14 protein-coding genes and 1 riboswitch are annotated in these 18628 nt (G+C 63.8%); of the genes, 11 read left to right on the top strand and 3 right to left on the bottom strand.

Annotated features, from left to right (window positions below; all coding sequences use genetic code 11):
* The first annotated feature begins 54 nt into the window (after positions 1-54).
* The 3 genes from LPA37_RS23640 to LPA37_RS23630 are packed head-to-tail and all read left to right on the top strand — an operon-like array spanning position 55 to position 2951.
* Positions 55-606: a shikimate kinase gene (locus LPA37_RS23640; protein WP_228882612.1), complete on the top strand. Its 552-nt coding sequence runs from the start codon at positions 55-57 to the stop codon at positions 604-606.
* Between the two features lie 8 nt (positions 607-614).
* The gene (gene aroB / locus LPA37_RS23635; RefSeq protein ID WP_229013857.1) at positions 615-1691 is read left to right on the top strand and encodes a 3-dehydroquinate synthase; all 1077 of its coding nucleotides are present in this window, start codon (positions 615-617) and stop codon (positions 1689-1691) included.
* Between the two features lie 51 nt (positions 1692-1742).
* Positions 1743-2951, top strand: coding sequence for a deoxyguanosinetriphosphate triphosphohydrolase (locus LPA37_RS23630; protein WP_407672608.1), 1209 nt, complete (start codon positions 1743-1745; stop codon positions 2949-2951).
* Between the two features lie 179 nt (positions 2952-3130).
* Here the strand turns inward: LPA37_RS23630 and LPA37_RS23625 are convergent, their stop codons facing one another.
* Entirely contained in the window at positions 3131-3514 is a 384-nt protein-coding gene (locus LPA37_RS23625; RefSeq protein WP_228980280.1) for a DUF883 family protein, read from the bottom strand.
* 278 nt (positions 3515-3792) lie between these two features.
* Positions 3793-4515, bottom strand: a complete 723-nt coding sequence (locus LPA37_RS23620) for an OmpW/AlkL family protein (protein WP_228980282.1) — start codon at positions 4513-4515, stop codon at positions 3793-3795.
* Positions 4516-4702: 187 nt separating this feature from the next.
* Between LPA37_RS23620 and LPA37_RS23615 the strand changes: the two genes are divergently transcribed.
* The 4 genes from LPA37_RS23615 to thpR all read left to right on the top strand — a co-directional run bounded on the left by LPA37_RS23615 (position 4703) and on the right by thpR (position 12745).
* Positions 4703-5410 carry a transposase gene (locus tag LPA37_RS23615; RefSeq protein WP_228980284.1) on the top strand — a complete coding sequence of 236 codons (708 nt, stop codon included), beginning with the start codon at positions 4703-4705 and terminating at the stop codon, positions 5408-5410.
* 294 nt (positions 5411-5704) lie between these two features.
* Positions 5705-10408: a glutamate synthase-related protein gene (locus LPA37_RS23610; RefSeq protein WP_229013856.1), complete on the top strand. Its 4704-nt coding sequence runs from the start codon at positions 5705-5707 to the stop codon at positions 10406-10408.
* A gap of 110 nt (positions 10409-10518) precedes the next feature.
* Positions 10519-11988 carry a glutamate synthase subunit beta gene (locus LPA37_RS23605; protein WP_228980297.1) on the top strand — a complete coding sequence of 490 codons (1470 nt, stop codon included), beginning with the start codon at positions 10519-10521 and terminating at the stop codon, positions 11986-11988.
* Positions 11989-12211: 223 nt separating this feature from the next.
* A complete protein-coding gene (thpR, locus tag LPA37_RS23600) occupies positions 12212-12745 on the top strand; it encodes an RNA 2',3'-cyclic phosphodiesterase (RefSeq protein WP_229013855.1) in 534 nt (177 codons plus the stop codon).
* A gap of 85 nt (positions 12746-12830) precedes the next feature.
* On the opposite strand, the gene LPA37_RS23595 is transcribed toward thpR, so the two are convergent.
* The gene (locus tag LPA37_RS23595) at positions 12831-14570 is read right to left on the bottom strand and encodes an ABC transporter ATP-binding protein/permease (protein WP_228980301.1); all 1740 of its coding nucleotides are present in this window, start codon (positions 14568-14570) and stop codon (positions 12831-12833) included.
* A gap of 290 nt (positions 14571-14860) precedes the next feature.
* A riboswitch (TPP riboswitch) is annotated at positions 14861-14985 on the top strand.
* Positions 14986-15182: 197 nt separating this feature from the next.
* On the opposite strand from LPA37_RS23595, the gene LPA37_RS23590 reads away from it, so the two are divergent.
* The 4 genes from LPA37_RS23590 (at position 15183) to thiE (ending at position 18555) form a co-directional block, all read left to right on the top strand.
* Positions 15183-16316 carry an FAD-dependent oxidoreductase gene (locus LPA37_RS23590; RefSeq protein ID WP_229013854.1) on the top strand — a complete coding sequence of 378 codons (1134 nt, stop codon included), beginning with the start codon at positions 15183-15185 and terminating at the stop codon, positions 16314-16316.
* A gap of 36 nt (positions 16317-16352) precedes the next feature.
* Positions 16353-16550 (top strand): sulfur carrier protein ThiS, encoded by a 198-nt coding sequence (thiS, locus tag LPA37_RS23585; RefSeq protein ID WP_228980305.1) that lies wholly within the window; start codon positions 16353-16355, stop codon positions 16548-16550.
* Between the two features lie 83 nt (positions 16551-16633).
* Positions 16634-17461, top strand: coding sequence for a thiazole synthase (locus LPA37_RS23580; protein WP_228980307.1), 828 nt, complete (start codon positions 16634-16636; stop codon positions 17459-17461).
* Positions 17458-18555, top strand: coding sequence for a thiamine phosphate synthase (gene thiE, locus LPA37_RS23575; RefSeq protein WP_229013853.1), 1098 nt, complete (start codon positions 17458-17460; stop codon positions 18553-18555). Before LPA37_RS23580 ends, thiE begins: the two co-directional genes overlap by 4 nt.
* Positions 18556-18628: the final 73 nt, after the last annotated feature.

Here is an 18628-nt window from a genome sequence, read left to right as displayed (position 1 = left end):
CGCTTTGCCTTTAAGCTGCGGCACGAACCATACCGGATTAGCCAGAGGACACCGTTGCAACCGCGGGACGCAAACGCCAATGTATTTTTTGTAGGGCTCATGGGGGCGGGTAAAACCACCGTGGGCCGGGCGGTGGCGCGCCGGCTGGACCGCCCGTTCTTCGATTCCGACCATGAAATCGAGGCGCGTACGGGCGCGCGCATCGCCACCATCTTCGAACTCGAAGGTGAAGCGGGTTTCCGCGACCGGGAAGCGCACACCATCGCCGATCTGACCGGCCGCGACAAAATCGTGCTGGCGACGGGCGGCGGCGCGGTGCTGCGGCCCGAAAACCGGGAAGTGCTGAGCAGCCGCGGCCTCGTCGTCTATCTGCGGGCCAATCCACATGATCTCTGGCTGCGCACCCGCCGGGACAAGAATCGCCCGCTGCTGCAAACCGAAGATCCGAAAGGCCGGCTCGAAGCGCTGTATTCGGTGCGCGATCCGCTTTACCGCGAATGCGCCGATTTCGTCATCGAAACCGGGCGTCCGTCGGTCAACGGGCTCGTCAATATGGTGCTGATGCAGCTCGAGATGGCCGGCGTCGCCAGACATCCTGCGTCATAATGGCAGGCATGATTACCGTCAACGTCGAACTGGGCGAACGCGCCTATCCCATCCATATCGGTGCCGATCTGATCGGCCAGACCGCGCTTTTCGCACCGCATATCGCGGGCGCGTCCGTTACGATCGTCACCAATTCCACCGTCGATCCGCTGTACGGCGACGTGCTGCGCCGCGCGCTGGCGCCGCTTGGCAAACAGGTTTCGACGGTCGTCTTGCCGGACGGCGAGGCGCACAAGAACTGGGAAACGCTCAACCTGATCTTCGATGCGTTGCTGACCGCCCGCGCCGATCGCAAGACGACGCTCATCGCGCTCGGCGGCGGCGTGATCGGCGACATGACTGGTTTCGCCGCGGCATGCTACATGCGCGGTGTGCCGTTCATCCAGGTGCCGACAACGTTGCTGTCGCAGGTCGATTCGTCGGTGGGCGGCAAGACGGGCATCAACCATCCGCTCGGCAAGAACATGATCGGCGCGTTCTACCAGCCGCAGGCGGTGATCGCGGACATCGGCGCGTTACGCACACTTCCTGTGCGCGAACTCTCGGCCGGTGTCGCCGAAGTCATCAAGACGGGCGCCATTGCCGATGCCGCTTTCTTCGACTGGATCGAAGCAAACATCGAAGCGCTCAACCGTTGTGAGCCGCAGGCGCTCACCGAGGCGGTCAAGCGTTCGTGCGAGATCAAGGCGTCGGTGGTCGCGGCTGACGAGCGCGAAGGCGGACTGCGGGCGATCCTCAATTTCGGTCACACGTTCGGACACGCGATCGAGGCGGGCCTCGGTTACGGCGAATGGCTGCACGGTGAAGCCGTCGGTTGCGGCATGGTGATGGCGGCGGATCTGTCGGTGCGTCTCGGTCATCTCGACGAGGCGGCGCGCACGCGTCTGGTGGACGTCATCGTGGCTGCACACCTGCCCACGCGCGCGCCCACGCTGGGTGATTCGCGGTACATCGACTTGATGAAGGTCGACAAGAAAGCACAGGCCGGCGCAATCAAATTCATCCTGTTGAAGCGTTTCGGCGACACGCTGATCAGCGAGGCACCTGACGACGTCGTTCGCGCAACCCTCGCGGCGGCAGTCTGAGCACAGCCCGCGCGTGCTTGCGTCGGCGTCGCCCATGAACTGGAGAGACCGGTGAGCGAAACGCGCAGCGACATGTCGACCGATCCACGCGGTAGCCAGGCGCCGGGCGTGGCGACGCTTTCTCCGCTTGCCGCACTCGAGCAGCATCTCGCGCCCTACGCGGCGCATTCGGCGCAGTCGCGCGGGCGCCGTTATCCGGAGCGGCCGCCCAGCGCACGCACGGAATTTCAGCGCGACCGGGACCGCATCGTTCATTCCACGGCGTTTCGTCGTCTCGAGTACAAGACGCAGGTTTTCGTGAACCACGAAGGCGACCTGTTTCGCACGCGTCTCACGCACAGTCTCGAAGTCGCGCAGATCGCGCGCTCCGTCGCGCGCAATCTGCGCGTGAATGAGGATCTGGTCGAAGCCATCTCGCTCGCGCACGACCTCGGGCATACACCGTTTGGCCATGCGGGCCAGGATGCGCTCAACGAATGCATGCGTGAGCACGGCGGCTTTGAACACAATCTGCAAAGCCTCACCGTTGTCGACGATCTGGAGGAGCACTATGGCGGCTTCGACGGACTCAACCTCTGCTTTGAAACGCGCGAAGGTATCCTGAAGCACTGTTCGCGTGAGAACGCGCGCAAGCTCGGCGCGCTCGGCGAACGTTTTCTCGAAGGGCGTCAGCCGTCGCTCGAAGCCCAGATCGCGAATGTCGCCGACGAGATCGCGTACAACAATCACGATGTCGACGATGGTCTGCGCTCCGGTCTCCTGACGATCGCGCAACTCGCCGAAGTCGAGCTATGGCAAACGCATCACGAAGCGGCGCGTGACGAGTATCCGGATATCGAAGGGCGACGGCTCGTCCACGAAACGGTCCGGCGCATCATCAACACGCTGATTGTCGATCTGATCGACACCACGACGCGTAATCTCGCGGAACATGCGCCCCGTTCGCTCGACGACGTGCGCGGCGCACCGCCGCTCGTTGCGCACAGCGAACACGTCGCCGCACAGGCGGCGGTGCTCAAGCGCTTCCTCTTCAAGAACCTGTATCGCCACTATCGCGTGATGCGGATGGCGAACAAGGCGCGCCGCGTTGTCGTGGGTCTGTTCGATGCGTTCACCGATGATCCGCGTCTGCTGCCGCCAGGCTATCAGTCGAATCAGGAAGCGCAGCAGCCACGGCTGATCGCGCACTACATCGCTGGCATGACGGACCGGTATGCATTGAAGGAATACCGGCGACTGTTCGTCATTGACGACAACTAGGGGTATCGCCCGTCTCATAGCGTCACCCCATGACGTCGGGCAGCCATCAGCACGTGAAGCGCCTCAATCGTCAACGCAAGGCAAAACGGCGAGTGCGCCGAAACGCACCGCCTCCCCTCAGGGCCATCTCCCGCGCCAGCAAGCGCCGCGAGCCTTCCGGCCGGGCACGAAACCGGCCTCTAGCGCATATTGTTCCGCCCAAGCAACGCCCCGGCGACGAGCGCGATCCCGCCAACGATGGCGATGGTTTTCCACGGATTGTCGTGCACGTAGTCATCGGCATCGGCCATCGCCACTTCGGCGCGTTCGCGTACGGCTACGCGCGTGTCGTCGAGCCGCGCGCGTGCCGCGTCGAGGCGTTTGCGCAACTGTGCGCGCAGCGCGGCCGCATCCGCCGACGTGCCGTCGGCCAGTGTTTCCTCAAGCTCCGACATCAGCGAGCGCAATTCAGTGCCAATGTCTTCGGCAGCGTGACGACCGTGCCGTGCAATGCGGCGTGCCCGGCGGCCTGTCGAATTCAGCGAATCTCCAATGGCGTCGCGTGTATTCGGTAGTGCGTTCATGGTGGCTCCGTCGATGATGGATTGGCAAAAATCCCGCGTCATCGTGCGGGAAACACGTTCTCATGCAACTTCGGTGCCAAACCCAGGAACGCCTTCCCGCAGACGATTGCAGCGATTTGCCGTACCAGCGAGCACGGCGACGTTGCACGGCGGTGGTCAAAATTACAAACCTTGATCGGGCACCCCTCAGGCCGTCCGCCGGACAAAACAAAACGCCGTGATGAATAAATCATGACGGCGTTTCTTGTTCAAGCCCCCAAATCTCGACTACGCTTAGCCTAGAAGCGGTAACCGACATTGATGTACGTGACGATCGGGTTCAACTTGATCTTCGTTTCCGAAGCGACCGTGAGCGTGCCGACCGGCGTGTTCGCCTGAGTATTGAGCTTGGCCGTGGTACTCAGCGGCACGTACGACACTGACACGCCTGCGAACCAGTGCTGGTCGATGGCGAACGTAAAGCCGAGATTGAACACGGGTGCCCACGAACTATCCGTGGTTACCGATGTCGGACCATGCAGCACGCCTTGTTCGAACTGGCTGTTCGTGATCTGCTCGTCGGTGAACCACGTACGGGTCACGCCGAGCCCGAGGTACGGACGAAACCTCGATTCAGGCGCGCGGAAGTAGTACTTGAAAAGCAATGTCGGGCTCCACTGTCTTGCTTCACCGAGCTTGCCGAACGATGCAAACTGACCGGTACCGTTGAGGTCGAACTTGGGCGGAATGCCCATCACGAGTTCGGTCGCGATGTGGTCGGTGACGAAGTAACCAGCGGTGAAGCCTGCCGTGTCGGCGTCGCTCAGACTGGCGCCTGTGTTCGGAATTTCGATGTTGACGGGCGAGCCGCCGACGCTTGTTTCCTTAAGCGGATGACTGCTGTCTTGAGGGGCGAGGTGAAACCAGCCCGTTGTAACGTAAAAAGTGCCGGCCGACTGGGCATGTGCTGTCGTGATGCAAGCCAGCGCAGCCATCCCTGTAATGGCTTGTTTTAATTTCATCTGTGCTCCTCCTGAAAAAGCCCGCTCATTATGACCAGAACGTTTCAAACAAACACACGCGCCAGTTAGAGGCTTCTCCCTAAGCTCCGCGCGGTTTCTGGCGAAGCCAGGCGGCACCGGACCTCGCGCCCGCATGGCTTTACGGACCCCTCGGGTAATCACTAACGCGTCTATTGGATAATCCAGCATGGCACGGCTAGCACGTCTTTATGTCCCCGACCAGCCGCAGCACGTGATCCTGCGCGGACTCGACCAGCAGCCCGCATTTGTCGACGACCAGGACTACGAGCTCTTCATCGATTGCCTCAAGGCAGCATCGCGTGATCATCGTCTGGCGATACACGCGTACGTGCTGATGCCGGGCGCGGTGCAACTGCTTGTCACGCCCTCCGAAGAGTCGAGTCTGCCCAAGGCGATGCAGGCCGTCGGGCGTCGCTATGTGGCGCACTTCAATCGTCGCTATGCGCGACGCGGCACGCTGTGGGAAGGGCGCTATCGCGCGACCGTGATCGAAGGCGAGCGGTACTTTCTGCTCGCGAGCCGCGTCGTGGAGATGTGCCCGGTGCGCATGCAGCTCGTGAGCACACCGGAGGACTATCGCTGGTCGAGTTACCGGCATCACATCGGCCTGACGCTCGACAGCCTCATCACCGATCATCCGTTGTACTGGTCGCTCGGCAACACGCCGTTCGAACGGCAACGTGCCTATCGCGAACTCTGTGAACAACCGCTCGACGAACGCGAGACAAACCAGCTTCAGCAAGCCACCCTGAAAGGCTGGGTGCTCGGTAGCGAGACCTATCGCGAGTGGGCGGCGCGTGCCGCGAACCGGCGCGTGTCGCCGTTGCCGCGAGGCCGCCCGCGCAAGGTCCGTGAAACGCCGCAGACGCAATAAGCCTTTTCGGATCAACGCGCTGCAAAACCGACGGCATCTTCGCATGCCGTTTTCTTTTGCATCGATTTGATACGGCACTAATAAAAATTCACCGCGATGCACCAATCTGATAATCGGGGTCGTACCATCGTGTTTTATTTGCTATTCATTTGATTCGTCGCGTATATTTCGATTTCCGGCGATTCCCGAGCGTGCAGCATTCTGGAAACTCGACCTGCCCGCGGTTGCAGTGCTGGCCGCAGGCAACAGAAAAATGGTTCAACGGCCGATCGGCCCCCTACAGACGGTGTCCCCATGAACGACCACCTGCAACCGATGTCTTCGGTTCCCGCCGAGCAAGGGCTCTACGACCCGCAAAACGAACATGACGCCTGTGGCGTCGGCTTCGTCGCCCACATCAAGGGCAAGAAAAGCCACGAGATCATCCAGCAGGGCCTGAAAATCCTCGAGAACCTCGATCACCGGGGCGCCGTCGGCGCCGATCCGCTGATGGGCGACGGCGCGGGCATCCTGATTCAGGTGCCGGACGGCTTCTACCGCGAGGAAATGGCGAAGCAGGGCGTGACGCTGCCGCCGGAAGGCGAGTACGGCGTCGGCATGATTTTCCTGCCGAAGGAACATGCATCGCGTCTCGCGTGCGAGCAGGAACTCGAACGTACGGTGAAAGCGGAAGGCCAGGTCGTGCTGGGCTGGCGCGACGTGCCGATCGACCACACGATGCCGATTTCGCCCACGGTGAAGGCGAGCGAGCCGCTGATCCGCCAGATCTTCATCGGCCGCGGCAAGGACATCATGGTCACCGACGCGCTCGAACGGAAGCTGTACGTGATCCGCAAGACCGCGAGCCACCGCATCCAGGCGCTCAAGCTCAAGCACGGCAAGGAATACTTCGTGCCGTCGATGTCGGCGCGCACGGTCGTCTACAAGGGGCTGCTGCTGGCGGGGCAGGTCGGCGTGTACTACCGCGACCTGCAGGATGACCGCACGGTGTCGGCGCTCGCGCTCGTGCACCAGCGCTTCTCGACGAACACGTTCCCGGCATGGGAGCTGGCTCACCCGTACCGGATGATCGCCCACAACGGCGAAATCAACACGGTGAAGGGCAATGTCAACTGGCTGAACGCCCGTACCGGCGCGATCGCGTCGCACGTGCTCGGCGACGACCTGCCGAAGCTGTGGCCGCTGATCTACCCGGGTCAATCGGATACGGCCTCGTTCGACAACTGTCTCGAACTGCTCGTGATGGCCGGCTACCCGCTCGTCCACGCGATGATGATGATGATTCCGGAAGCGTGGGAACAGCACACGCTGATGGACGACAATCGCCGCGCGTTCTACGAATATCACGCCGCGATGATGGAGCCGTGGGACGGCCCCGCCGCCATCGCGTTCACCGACGGCCGTCAGATCGGCGCGACGCTCGACCGTAACGGTCTGCGTCCGGCGCGCTATCTGATCACCGACGACGACCTCGTCATCATGGCGTCGGAATCGGGCGTGCTGCCTGTTCCCGAGTCGAAGATCGTCAAGAAGTGGCGTCTGCAGCCGGGCAAGATGTTCCTGATCGACATGGAACACGGCCGCATCATCGACGACAAGGAACTGAAGGACAACCTCGCGAACGCGAAGCCGTACAAGAGCTGGATCGACGCCGTGCGCATCAAGCTCGACGAGATCGAGCCGAAGGCGGAAGACGTCGTCACGGAACGCCGCGAAGCGGCTGCGCTGCTCGATCGCCAGCAGGCGTTCGGCTACACGCAGGAAGACCTCAAGTTCCTGATGGCGCCGATGGCGCAGGCGGGCGAGGAAGCGATCGGCTCGATGGGCAACGACTCGCCGCTGGCGGTCATGTCCAGCAAGAACAAGACGCTCTATCACTACTTCAAGCAGCTGTTCGCGCAGGTCACGAACCCGCCGATCGATCCGATCCGCGAAAACATGGTGATGTCGCTGGTGTCGTTCGTCGGCCCGAAGCCGAACCTGCTCGACACGAACAACATCAACCCGCCGATGCGTCTCGAAGTGTCGCAGCCGGTGCTCGACTTCCGCGACATCGCGAAGATCCGCACGATCGATCAGTACACGGGCGGCAAGTTCAGCTCGTATGAACTGAACATCTGCTATCCGGTGGCCTGGGGCAAGGAAGGTATCGAGGCGCGTCTCGCGTCGCTGTGCGCGGAAGCCGTCGACGCCGTGAAGTCCGGCTACAACATGCTGATCGTGTCCGACCGCCGCACCGACCGCGACAACGTCGCGATTCCGGCGCTGCTGGCTACGTCGGCGATCCACACGCACCTTGTGCAGCAAGGTTTGCGCACGAGCACGGGTCTGGTCGTCGAAACGGGTTCGGCGCGTGAAACGCATCACTTCGCGCTGCTCGCGGGCTACGGCGCGGAAGCCGTGCACCCGTACCTCGCGATGGAAACGCTCGCGCAGCTCGCGGCCGGCATGAAGGGCGACCTGTCGGCGGACAAGGCGATCTACAACTTCACGAAGGCAGTCGGCAAGGGCCTGCAGAAGGTCATGTCGAAGATGGGCATTTCGACGTACATGTCCTACACCGGCGCGCAGATTTTTGAAGCCGTCGGTCTGGCTGAGGATCTGGTCGCGAAGTACTTCAAGGGCACGTCGTCGAAGGTCGGCGGTATCGGCCTCTTTGACGTCGCTGAAGAAGCGATCCGCCTGCATCGCGAGGCGTTCGGCGACAACCCGGTGCTGTCGACGATGCTCGACGCCGGCGGCGAATACGCGTATCGCGTGCGCGGCGAAGAGCACATGTGGACGCCGGATGCGATCGCCAAGCTGCAACACTCGGCGCGCAGCAACTCGTACCAGACGTACAAGGAATACGCGCATCTGATCAACGATCAGACGAAGCGTCACATGACGTTCCGCGGCCTGTTCGAATTCAAGTTCGATCCGACCAAAGCGATTCCGCTCGACGAAGTCGAATCCGCGAAAGACATCGTCAAGCGCTTCGCGACGGGTGCGATGTCGCTCGGCTCGATCTCGACGGAAGCGCACGCCACGCTGGCGGTTGCGATGAACCGCATCGGCGGCAAGTCGAACACGGGCGAAGGCGGCGAGGACGTGAACCGTTACCGCAACGAACTGCGCGGCATTCCGATCAGGAACGGCGACACGATGAGGTCCGTGATCGGCGATGAAGTGATCGTCGACATCCCGTTGAAGGATGGTGATTCGCTGCGCTCGAAGATCAAGCAGGTGGCGTCCGGCCGCTTCGGCGTGACGGCGGAATACCTCGCCTCGGCCGACCAGATCCAGATCAAGATGGCGCAGGGCGCGAAGCCGGGCGAAGGCGGCCAGCTGCCGGGTCACAAGGTGTCCGAGTACATCGGCAAGCTGCGTTACTCGGTGCCGGGCGTGGGCTTGATCTCGCCGCCGCCGCACCACGACATCTACTCGATCGAAGATCTGGCGCAACTGATCCACGATCTGAAGAACGCCAATTCCGCCGCAAGCATCTCGGTGAAGCTGGTGTCGGAATCCGGCGTCGGTACGGTCGCGGCGGGTGTTGCCAAGGCGAAGGCCGATCACGTCGTGATCGCGGGCCATGATGGCGGCACGGGCGCTTCACCGCTGTCGTCGATCAAGCACGCTGGCACGCCGTGGGAACTCGGTCTCGCCGAAACGCAGCAAACGCTGGTGCTGAACCAGTTGCGCGGCCGTATCCGCGTGCAGGCCGACGGCCAGATGAAGACCGGCCGCGACGTCGTGATCGGCGCGCTGCTCGGCGCGGACGAATTCGGCTTCGCGACGGCGCCACTCGTCGTCGAAGGTTGCATCATGATGCGCAAGTGTCATCTGAACACGTGCCCGGTCGGCGTTGCGACGCAGGATCCGGTGCTGCGCGCGAAGTTCAAGGGCCAGCCGGAACACGTCGTCAACTTCTTCTTCTTCGTTGCTGAAGAAGCGCGCGAAATCATGGCGCAACTGGGCATCCGCAAGTTCGACGACCTGATCGGTCACGCCGAACTGCTCGACATGAAGAAGGGCGTCGAGCACTGGAAGGCGAAGGGTCTCGATTTCTCGCGGGTGTTCTATCAGCCGCAGGTCCCCGCGCAAGTGGCGCGCAAGCACGTCGACGTTCAGGACCACGGTCTTGAGCGCGCGCTCGACCACACGCTGATCGAGAAGGCGAAGGCCGCGATCGAGACGGGCGAGCACGTCTCGTTCATCCAGCCGGTGCGCAACGTGAACCGTACGGTCGGCGCGATGCTCTCCGGCATGATCGCGAAGAAGTACGGCCACGACGGTCTGCCCGACGACACGATTCACATCCAGCTGAAGGGCACGGCCGGCCAGAGCTTCGGCGCGTTCCTCGCGAAGGGTGTCACGCTGGACCTCGTTGGCGATGGCAACGACTACGTCGGCAAGGGTCTGTCGGGTGGCCGCATCATCATCCGTCCGACGAACGATTTCCGCGGCAAGTCCGAGGAAAACATCATCTGCGGCAACACGGTGATGTACGGCGCGATCGAAGGCGAATCGTTCTTCCGGGGCGTCGCGGGCGAGCGCTTCTGCGTGCGTAATTCGGGTGCGACGGCGGTTGTCGAAGGCACGGGCGACCACGGCTGCGAATACATGACGGGCGGCACGGTGGTCGTGCTCGGCGAAACGGGCCGTAACTTCGCGGCCGGCATGTCGGGCGGTATCGCGTATGTGTTCGATCCGGACAACCTGTTCGCCGGCAAGTGCAACAAGTCGATGGTCGCGCTCGAACCGGTGCTGCAAACAGCCGAACAGGAACGCACAGTCGACCGTGCGCTGTGGCACGCGAACCAGACCGACGAAGCATTGCTGAAGGGCCTCATCGAGCGTCACTTCCAGTTCACGGGCTCGCCGCGTGCAAAGGCGCTGCTCGAAAACTGGGACGCCGCGCGACGCCAGTTCGTGAAGGTATTCCCGACGGAATACAAGCGCGCGCTGGGCGAAATGGGCGCGAAGAAGGCAGCGAAGGAAGTACTCGCCGCGTAAAGCTTTCCGCGTTACGGCCAGCAGCACTGCGAAAGCAGCAACAGGCGTCCGCCGCTTCGATGTGGCGGACGCGGATCACCCCACCTGATAAAGATAGAGAAGAGAACCATATGGGCAAGGCAACCGGTTTTCTCGAGTTCGAACGCCGCCATGAGGCGTACGAAGCTCCGCTCACGCGTGTGAAGCACTACAAGGAATTCGTCGCGGCTTTGACCGACGATGAAGCCAAAATCCAGGGCGCACGTTGCATGGACTGCGGCATTCCGTTTTGCAACAACGGCTGCCCGGTGAACAACATCATCCCGGACTTCAACGACCTGGTGTTCCATCAGGACTGGAAGAACGCGATCGAAGTGCTGCACTCGACGAACAACTTCCCGGAGTTCACGGGCCGCATCTGCCCGGCGCCGTGCGAGGCGGCGTGCACGCTCGGTATCAACGACGATCCGGTCGGCATCAAATCGATCGAACACGCGATCATCGACAAGGCCTGGACGGAAGGCTGGGTCGCACCGCAGCCGCCGAGGCACAAGACTGGCAAGAAGGTCGCGGTGGTCGGTTCCGGCCCCGCGGGTCTGGCGGTTGCGCAACAGCTCGCGCGTGCGGGGCACGATGTCACCGTGTTCGAAAAGAACGATCGCGTCGGCGGTCTGCTGCGTTACGGCATTCCTGACTTCAAGCTGGAAAAGTGGCTGATCGACCGCCGCATGCGCCAGATGGAAGCCGAAGGCGTGACGTTCCGCGCGAACGTGTTCGTCGGCAAGAAAGACTCGCTGCCGGCCTGGATCGGCAACACGGCAAAAGAAACCATTACGCCGGACGAGCTGAAAGAACAGTTCGACGCGGTCGTGATCGCTGGCGGCTCGGAAACGCCGCGCGACTTGCCGGTGCCGGGCCGCGAGCTCGAAGGCATTCATTACGCGATGGAATTCCTGCCGCAGCAGAACAAGGTCAACGCCGGCGACAAGGTTCCCAACCAGCTGCTCGCGAAGGGCAAGCATGTGATCGTGATCGGTGGTGGCGATACGGGTTCGGACTGCGTCGGTACGTCGAACCGGCATGGCGCGAAGAGCGTCACGCAGTTCGAACTGCTGCCGCAGCCGCCGGAAGAAGAGAACAAGCCGCTCGTGTGGCCGTACTGGCCGGTCAAGCTGCGCACGTCGTCGTCGCATGACGAAGGCTGCGAGCGCGACTGGGCAGTCGCCACCAAGCGTCTCGAAGGCAAGAACGGCAAGATCGAGAAGCTCGTCGCGGCGCGCGTCGAATGGAGGGACGGCAAGATGCAGGAAGTGCCGGGTTCCGAGTTCGAAATGAAGGCCGACCTCGTGCTGCTCGCGATGGGCTTCACGCAGCCGGTTTCGCCGGTGCTCGAGGCGTTCGGCGTCGACAAGGATGCGCGCGGCAACGTGCGTGCCTCGACCGAAGGCGACAAGGCCTATTACACGTCGGTGGACAAGGTGTTCACGGCGGGCGATATGCGTCGTGGCCAGTCGCTCGTCGTCTGGGCGATCCGTGAAGGCCGTCAGTGCGCGCGTTCGGTCGACGCGTTCCTGATGGGCCATTCGGAACTGCCGCGTTAAGTTTTTCCACTTCGGCGCGGCTGGTATGCTGCGGTATCGCGTCGACGCAGCGTTTATGCAGGAAGAGGTGGAGACGACAAAGCGGTAACGGAAAGCCGGGCGCCCGAAAGGGCGACCCGGTTTTTTTACGTCCGGAGGTTCGGCGGCGGCGCGGGATAAAGTGGAAAATGCACCTGACCCGCCTGGCTGCAACGACACCCGATACCTGACACCGGATCACGCCATGACCGACGGCTGGCAACGCTGCTTCATCGCACTTGCGCCCAGCGCCGCGACGCGCGAAGCGCTCGCGGCCGTGCCGGTCGCGTCGACGGCACGGCGCGTGCCGTACGAGCAGTTGCATCTGACGGTGACGTTCATCGGCGCGCTGTCGGCTGCGCACGGCGAGGCGCTTGCCCGTGCGTTGACGGCCCGAGCCGTACCGCTCGCGCCGGCTGCGATCGAGCGTGTGGAGCATTGGCCGAACGCGAACCGGCCGCGGTTGACCGTGGCGACGCTCGCGATGTCGGATGAATTCGTCGCGCTGGACTGGCGCATCCGGTCGTTGATGCTGGAGCTGGGCTTACCCGTCGACGCCCGCGCATTCCGGCCGCACCTCACGCTGGCCCGTTTCGGTCGCGAGGCTGCGGCGATCGACGACGTACACACCGAGGCGCCAGCGGTCATCGCCTGTTTCGAGTCGCTGGTGCTGTACTCCAGCACGCTCGCGCGACACGGCGCGCGGTATAGCGCGCTCGCGAGCGTGCCGCTGGCTTAGGGCAACCGCCACGCCGTGGCGAGCGTCGTGCCGATACCCGAACCGGTGCCGGTGATCGGCACGACGCGATCGAACGATGCGGTTCTTACGCCGCAGCCCGCTCCATCGCGCGCTCGACGAGGATCGTCTGGCTGTGGAACGCCTCGAGGGACTTGCGGTGCGCGACGCTGACAATCGCCGTCTCAGGCAGACGCTCGTTGAGCACGGTGTAGATCAACGTTTCGTTGTCGGGGTCGAGCGCGCTCGTGGCTTCGTCGAGGAACAGGTAATCGGGTTTCTGCAGCAGCACGCGCGCGGCCGCGAGACGCTGCTGCTCACCCGGCGACAGCGTGCGTTCCCAGTGCCCATGTTCGGCGAGACGCCCGGCGAGTTCCGGCAGGTTGCAGACCGTGAGCGCTTCGCGACAGGCTTCGTCGGTGAAAACGGACTCGTCGGACGGATAGGTGAGCGCTGCCTTCAGTGTGCCGATCGGCAGATAGCTGCGTTGCGGCACGAACATCAGCTTCGCGCCGGCGGGCGCTTCGATCGTGCCTTCTCCGAACGGCCAGAGGCCGGCGAGCGAGCGCATCAACGTGCTCTTGCCCGAACCCGAAGGACCGCGCACGAGCCAGCGCGACTTCGGCGCGATGCGGAACGAGCCGATGTTCGACAGCGGCGTGCCATCGGGATGCTGCAGTTGCAGATCGTCGACGGTGAGCGTCTGCGTGTCCGTCATGTGAACGTTGATGCCGCCGTGATACGTGCCGCCCGATACCGATTCGCGCAGATGCTGGTCGCCCATCACGCGATGGAATTCCCGCAGACGGTTCACGGTAGCGCGCCATTCGGCGAGCGAATCGTAATTGTTGATGAACCACGAAAACGAATCGCTGACGGTGCCGAACGCGCCCGTCACCTGCTGGTAGACGCCAAGCGATATGCTCTTCGAGAAGTACTTGGGCGCAGCGGCGATATACGGAAACACGATCGCCAGTTGCGAGTAACTGATCACGACGATATTGAAGCGCCGCGTGAAACGCATGATGAGGCGCCAGTTGTCGCGGATGTGTCCGAACACGCCATTCAACGCCCGCTCTTCCGCGGGCTCGCCCTGATACAGCGCGATCTGGTCGGCGTTTTCGCGGATGCGGATCAGCGAGAAACGGAAGTCTGCTTCGACGCGCTGCTGCTGGTAGTTGATCGACACCAGCGGATGGTTGACCTTGTGCGTCACGTACGAGCCGACCGCCGCATAGACCAGCGCCGCCCACACCATATAGCCCGGAATGTTGAACCCGATGCCGAACAGATGAAACGCCAGCGCGCCCGACAGGTTCCACAGGATCACGATGAACGAGAACAGCGTGACCGTGGTGGAGAGCAGGCCGAGCGCGAGATTCAGCGTTGCGCTCGCGAGCGCCTGCAGGTCGACGGATACCCGCTGGTCGGGGTTGTCCGCGAGACGGTCGCGCTCGATGCGGTAAAACGCGCGGTCGCCGAGCCAGTCGTTCAGGTACTTCGTGGTGAGCCACTGTCGCCAGCGGAACTCGAGCATCTGCCTGAAGTACGTGCGGTACGAGCCGAGCAGGATCAGCGCCATCGCGATGACGGTGAACTGCAGCAGCGAATGTTTGAAGACGGGGAAGTCGTATTGCTGGATCGCATCGAAGAAGGTGCGCTGCCAGCTGTTGAACCAGACGTTGGCCGCGACCATCGTCATGTTCATCGCGATCACGAGCGCGAGAAGGCCGCGCGCGCGCCATCGATCCTCGGACACCCAGTATGGCTTGATGAGACCCCATGCGGTGATATCGGTATCCGCGGAGCCTGTCGGTTTTTCAGTCATAAGCGTCCTTTAAAACGGAATGGCGCAACGCGCGGGCACGTCCAGTGACGAGAAGCGCGCACGTTCGCTCCCGGGCCGGATTGTCCTGACCCTGGCTTAACCTGAACTTAAATGATCGGGGGCGCTGCTGCCTGACGTAAGCCCTGCGGGCAGGGCGTGTAGTGACGCACCACGCATCCCCGTTGACGCGCCATTGTGCCAGACCGGTGCCCGTGGCCGTATGGATTTGCCGCGATTGCGGGCCGCCCGGCCGGTTTGCGGCTGCCGCGCCTTTTATGGTCTAATGACTTTTGACGAAACAGGGGTGCTTCGCGTGCGGGCTGCATGGGTTTCCATGGAGTTGTGGCGAGGCTGAGAGACACCCTTCGCACCCGATCCGGGTAATACCGGCGCGGGAAGTTTCCGGAAGTTGCCATTTCTTCCATTCCCCGCCGGGCGCCATCCGTCACTGGATGGGCTTTACGCCCGGCCGGCTCGCCCGCCGGTTTCGTCCTTGGGTACGTGCGCTTTTTGCCGTACGGAAAAGGATTCGATGACCGCTCATTCTTCAGTTTTTAGCTTCATTCGCGTCACACCTGAAGGCATCGCTTCGTGCGCGCCGGGAGTGTGGCAATGAACGCGCGCGCGCAACAACCCGATTTCGCCGTCATCGGCGGCGGCCTGTGCGGGCGCCTCGTCGCGTGGCGGCTGGCCGGCGCCGGGCATCGCGTGGCGCTGTACGAACGCGGCGATGCGGCAGGCACGCGTGCTGCCGCATGGGTGGCGGCAGCGATGCTCGCGCCGCTCGCCGAAGCCGCCAGTGCTGAATTGCTGATTACCCGGCTCGGCGAGGCATCGCTGGCGGCGTGGCCGCGCCTGCTGGCCGAATTGCCCGAGCCAGTGTTTTTCCAGCGTAACGGCACGCTCGTGGTCTGGCATCACTCGGATCGTAACGAGGCGCCGCTGTTCGAGCGCCGCGTGCGGGCGAACGCGCCTGCGGAGCTCGTCGACGGCGGATTCGTGAAGCTGTCGGGCGCACAGATCGGCGAGGCCGAACCTGCGCTGGCTGGCCGTTTCACGCAGGGCTGGCTGCTGCCGCATGAAGGGCAACTCGATAATCGCCAGGTGCTGTCGGCGCTCGCTGCCGGGCTCGCCGAACGGGGCGTCGAGACGCACTGGAATACATCGGTCGACGATCATGCCTTGCCGGCCGCGCGCGTGACGATCGATTGCCGCGGGCTCGGCGCGAAGCCCGCATGGTCGACGCTGCGCGGCATTCGCGGCGAAGTGGCGCGGATCCACGCGCCGGGCATCGCGCTGACGCGTCCGGTGCGGCTGCTGCATCCGCGTTACCCGCTTTATATCGCACCAAAAGAGAACGATCTGTATGTGATCGGCGCGACGGAGATCGAAGGCGAGGACATGTCGCCCGTGACCGTGCGCTCGGCGCTGGAGTTGCTGAGCGCCGCATTTTCGGTGCATCCGGGCTTCGGCGAGGCGCGCATTCTGGAGCTGAATTCGCAATGCCGGCCGACCTTGCCGGATCACCGTCCGGCGCTTCTCTGGGACGGCGCCAGCATGCTGCGCGTGAACGGCCTGTACCGGCACGGCTATATGATCGCGCCCGAAGTCGCGGAAGAAGCCGTGCGCTTCGCCGGCGCGCTGCTCGACGGACGCGTCGCCGATACCGATGCCTTCGAGGACTGGCGGCGCGACGCGCGCTGGACCGAGCTTTTCCATCTGGATACCCGGCAGGCGCTGGCGTGAACGACGCCGCGCTGCCACTGACTGACGCTGAACATCATGGATATACACATCAACCAGAAGCCGCTCTCGTTGCCCGAAGGCGCAACTGTTGCTGACGCGCTGTCCGCCTTTGGCGCGCGGCCGCCCTTCGCGGTGGCGCTGAACGGCGATTTCGTCGCGCGTACGCAGCACGCGGCCCGCGCATTGCAGCCGGGCGACCGGCTCGACGTCGTGCAACCGGTCGCGGGCGGCTGAGTGGGTCGCCCGGCGGCTGGCCAGTGCTGCCGCCCGAAACGCGCCAAACGCACGCGCAATCCGTCAGACGCAAGGATTTCATCATGACTTCGCTTTCTCTCGCTCCCGCACCCGTCGACGCGCTCACGCTCTACGGTCAGACCTTCGCAAGCCGCGTGCTGCTCGGCACGTCGCGCTATCCGTCGCTGCAGTCGCTGTCGGACTCGATTGACGCTGCGCGGCCCGGCATGGTCACTGTCGCGCTGCGCCGGCAAATGAATGAAGGCAGTGCGGAAGCTGGCTTCTTCGACCTGCTGAAGCGCCACGGCGTGCCGCTTTTGCCCAACACGGCCGGCTGCCAGACGGTCGGCGAGGCGATCGCGACCGCGCACATGGCGCGCGAAATCTTCGAGACCGACTGGATCAAGCTCGAACTGATCGGCGACGACTACACGCTGCAGCCGGATCCGGTCGGTCTGATCGAAGCGGCCGCGCAGCTCGTGAAGGATGGCTTCAAGGTGCTGCCGTACTGCACGGAGGATCTCGTGATCGGCCGCCGTCTGCTCGACGCCGGCTGCGAGGCGTTGATGCCGTGGGGCGCGCCGATCGGCACCGGCAAGGGCGTCGTGAATCCGTACGGTCTGCGCGTGCTGCGCGAACGGCTGCCCGATGTGCCGCTGATCGTCGACGCGGGGCTCGGCGTGCCGTCGCATGCGTGCCAGGTGATGGAGTGGGGCTTCGACGGCGTGCTGCTCAACACGGCGGTGTCTCAGGCGACGCATCCCGAAGCGATGGCGCGCGCGTTCGCGCTTGGCGTCGAAGCGGGGCGCGGCGCGTACGTCGCGGGTCCGATGGCTGAGCGCGAAACGGCGCACGCGAGCACGCCGGTCGTCGGCATGCCGTTCTGGCATCAGGACGGGAGCGCCGCATGACGCGGACGCTGCCGCTCTCGGGCCGGGATCTTTTCTGGCCGCCGGCCGATGAACTCACCGAAGCGGCCGAACGTATCCGTGCCCGTCTCGGCGACTGGCCACCGACACACGCGCCGTGGCGCCTCTGCCTGACAGCGCCGGACGCGCCGAACGGCGGCGACCTGATCATCGTCGCCGATCTCCAGCATCACGGCGAGCACGTCGCGAAATGGCTGGTGCGGGGCGCAGGCGTGATCGAGGCGTCCGACAGCGCGGCCACGCTGCACCTGGGCGGCGAGCGCTATCCGCTCGAAGGCCATCTTTCTGACGACTGGATCGCCGCGCTCGCTGCATTCCTTGATTGCGGTTTCGAGCCGCACAACGCGCTGGTGCTTGCAATGGCATGGCGCGACGGCGACGAAACAGCGAGCGCCGATGCGTGGCCGGTCGATCTGTCGCGTTTCCCTCGCGTGCCGGGCCTGCCGCGGGCACCGGCGCAACCATTCCCGCGCTGTCCCGACCGGCTCGGCCTGTATGCGGTGCTGCCGGACGCCGAATGGGTCGAGCGCGTGCTCGATTTCGGCGTGAAGACGGTCCAGTTGCGTCACAAGGCCGCCGACGCCGGCCTCGCGGACGAAATCGCCCGCAGCGTCGCGGCGGGACGCAAACACGACGCGCAGATGTTCGTCAACGATCACTGGCAGGCCGCGATCGACGCGGGCGCGTACGGCGTTCACCTCGGTCAGGAGGATCTCCACACCGCCGACCTGCACAAGCTGAATGCCGCCGGCATCCGCGTCGGTCTGTCGACGCACGGCTATTACGAGATGCTGGTCGCGCTGCATTTCCGCCCGAGCTATCTTGCGTTCGGCGCGGTGTTCGCGACCACGACCAAAACCCTGCCGACCGCGCCACAAGGCCTTGCGCGGCTCGCGCGCTACGTGAAGCTGCTGGACGGCGTCGTGCCGCTGGTGGCGATTGGCGGCATCGACGCACAGGTGCTGCCGGACGTGCTGGCGACGGGCGTCGGCAGCGCCGCCGTCGTGCGCGCCGTCACGGACGCCGCCGACCCGGCTGCGGCCGTTTCTGCGCTGCAACACGCCTTTCTGCAATAATCCGGGGATACCCTTAGCGGGGACCGGGCACGTCAAGGCAGGTTTTTCACGATGGCCCTATAATCCGGCGTTC

The sequence above is a fragment of the Paraburkholderia gardini genome (assembly GCF_907164545.1).
In the GTDB taxonomy this organism is placed as follows: Bacteria; Pseudomonadota; Gammaproteobacteria; order Burkholderiales; family Burkholderiaceae; genus Paraburkholderia; species Paraburkholderia gardini.
Note: the sequence above shows the minus strand (reverse complement) of the source record. Positions and strands in the feature narration are given on the sequence as shown.

Bases quoted from the DNA above. Each gene is read 5' to 3' on its own strand.
- thpR (WP_229013855.1), top strand. From the start codon at position 12,212: ATGACCGACGGCTGGCAACGCTGCTTCATCGCACTTGCGCCCAGCGCC.
- LPA37_RS23580 (WP_228980307.1), top strand. From the start codon at position 16,634: ATGACTTCGCTTTCTCTCGCTCCCGCACCCGTCGACGCGCTCACGCTC.
- LPA37_RS23605 (WP_228980297.1), top strand. From the start codon at position 10,519: ATGGGCAAGGCAACCGGTTTTCTCGAGTTCGAACGCCGCCATGAGGCG.
- thiS (WP_228980305.1), top strand. From the start codon at position 16,353: ATGGATATACACATCAACCAGAAGCCGCTCTCGTTGCCCGAAGGCGCA.
- LPA37_RS23620 (WP_228980282.1), bottom strand. From the start codon at position 4,515: ATGAAATTAAAACAAGCCATTACAGGGATGGCTGCGCTGGCTTGCATC.
- aroB (WP_229013857.1), top strand. From the start codon at position 615: ATGATTACCGTCAACGTCGAACTGGGCGAACGCGCCTATCCCATCCAT.
- LPA37_RS23595 (WP_228980301.1), bottom strand. From the start codon at position 14,570: ATGACTGAAAAACCGACAGGCTCCGCGGATACCGATATCACCGCATGG.
- thiE (WP_229013853.1), top strand. From the start codon at position 17,458: ATGACGCGGACGCTGCCGCTCTCGGGCCGGGATCTTTTCTGGCCGCCG.
- LPA37_RS23590 (WP_229013854.1), top strand. From the start codon at position 15,183: ATGAACGCGCGCGCGCAACAACCCGATTTCGCCGTCATCGGCGGCGGC.
- LPA37_RS23610 (WP_229013856.1), top strand. From the start codon at position 5,705: ATGAACGACCACCTGCAACCGATGTCTTCGGTTCCCGCCGAGCAAGGG.
- LPA37_RS23625 (WP_228980280.1), bottom strand. From the start codon at position 3,514: ATGAACGCACTACCGAATACACGCGACGCCATTGGAGATTCGCTGAAT.
- LPA37_RS23615 (WP_228980284.1), top strand. From the start codon at position 4,703: ATGGCACGGCTAGCACGTCTTTATGTCCCCGACCAGCCGCAGCACGTG.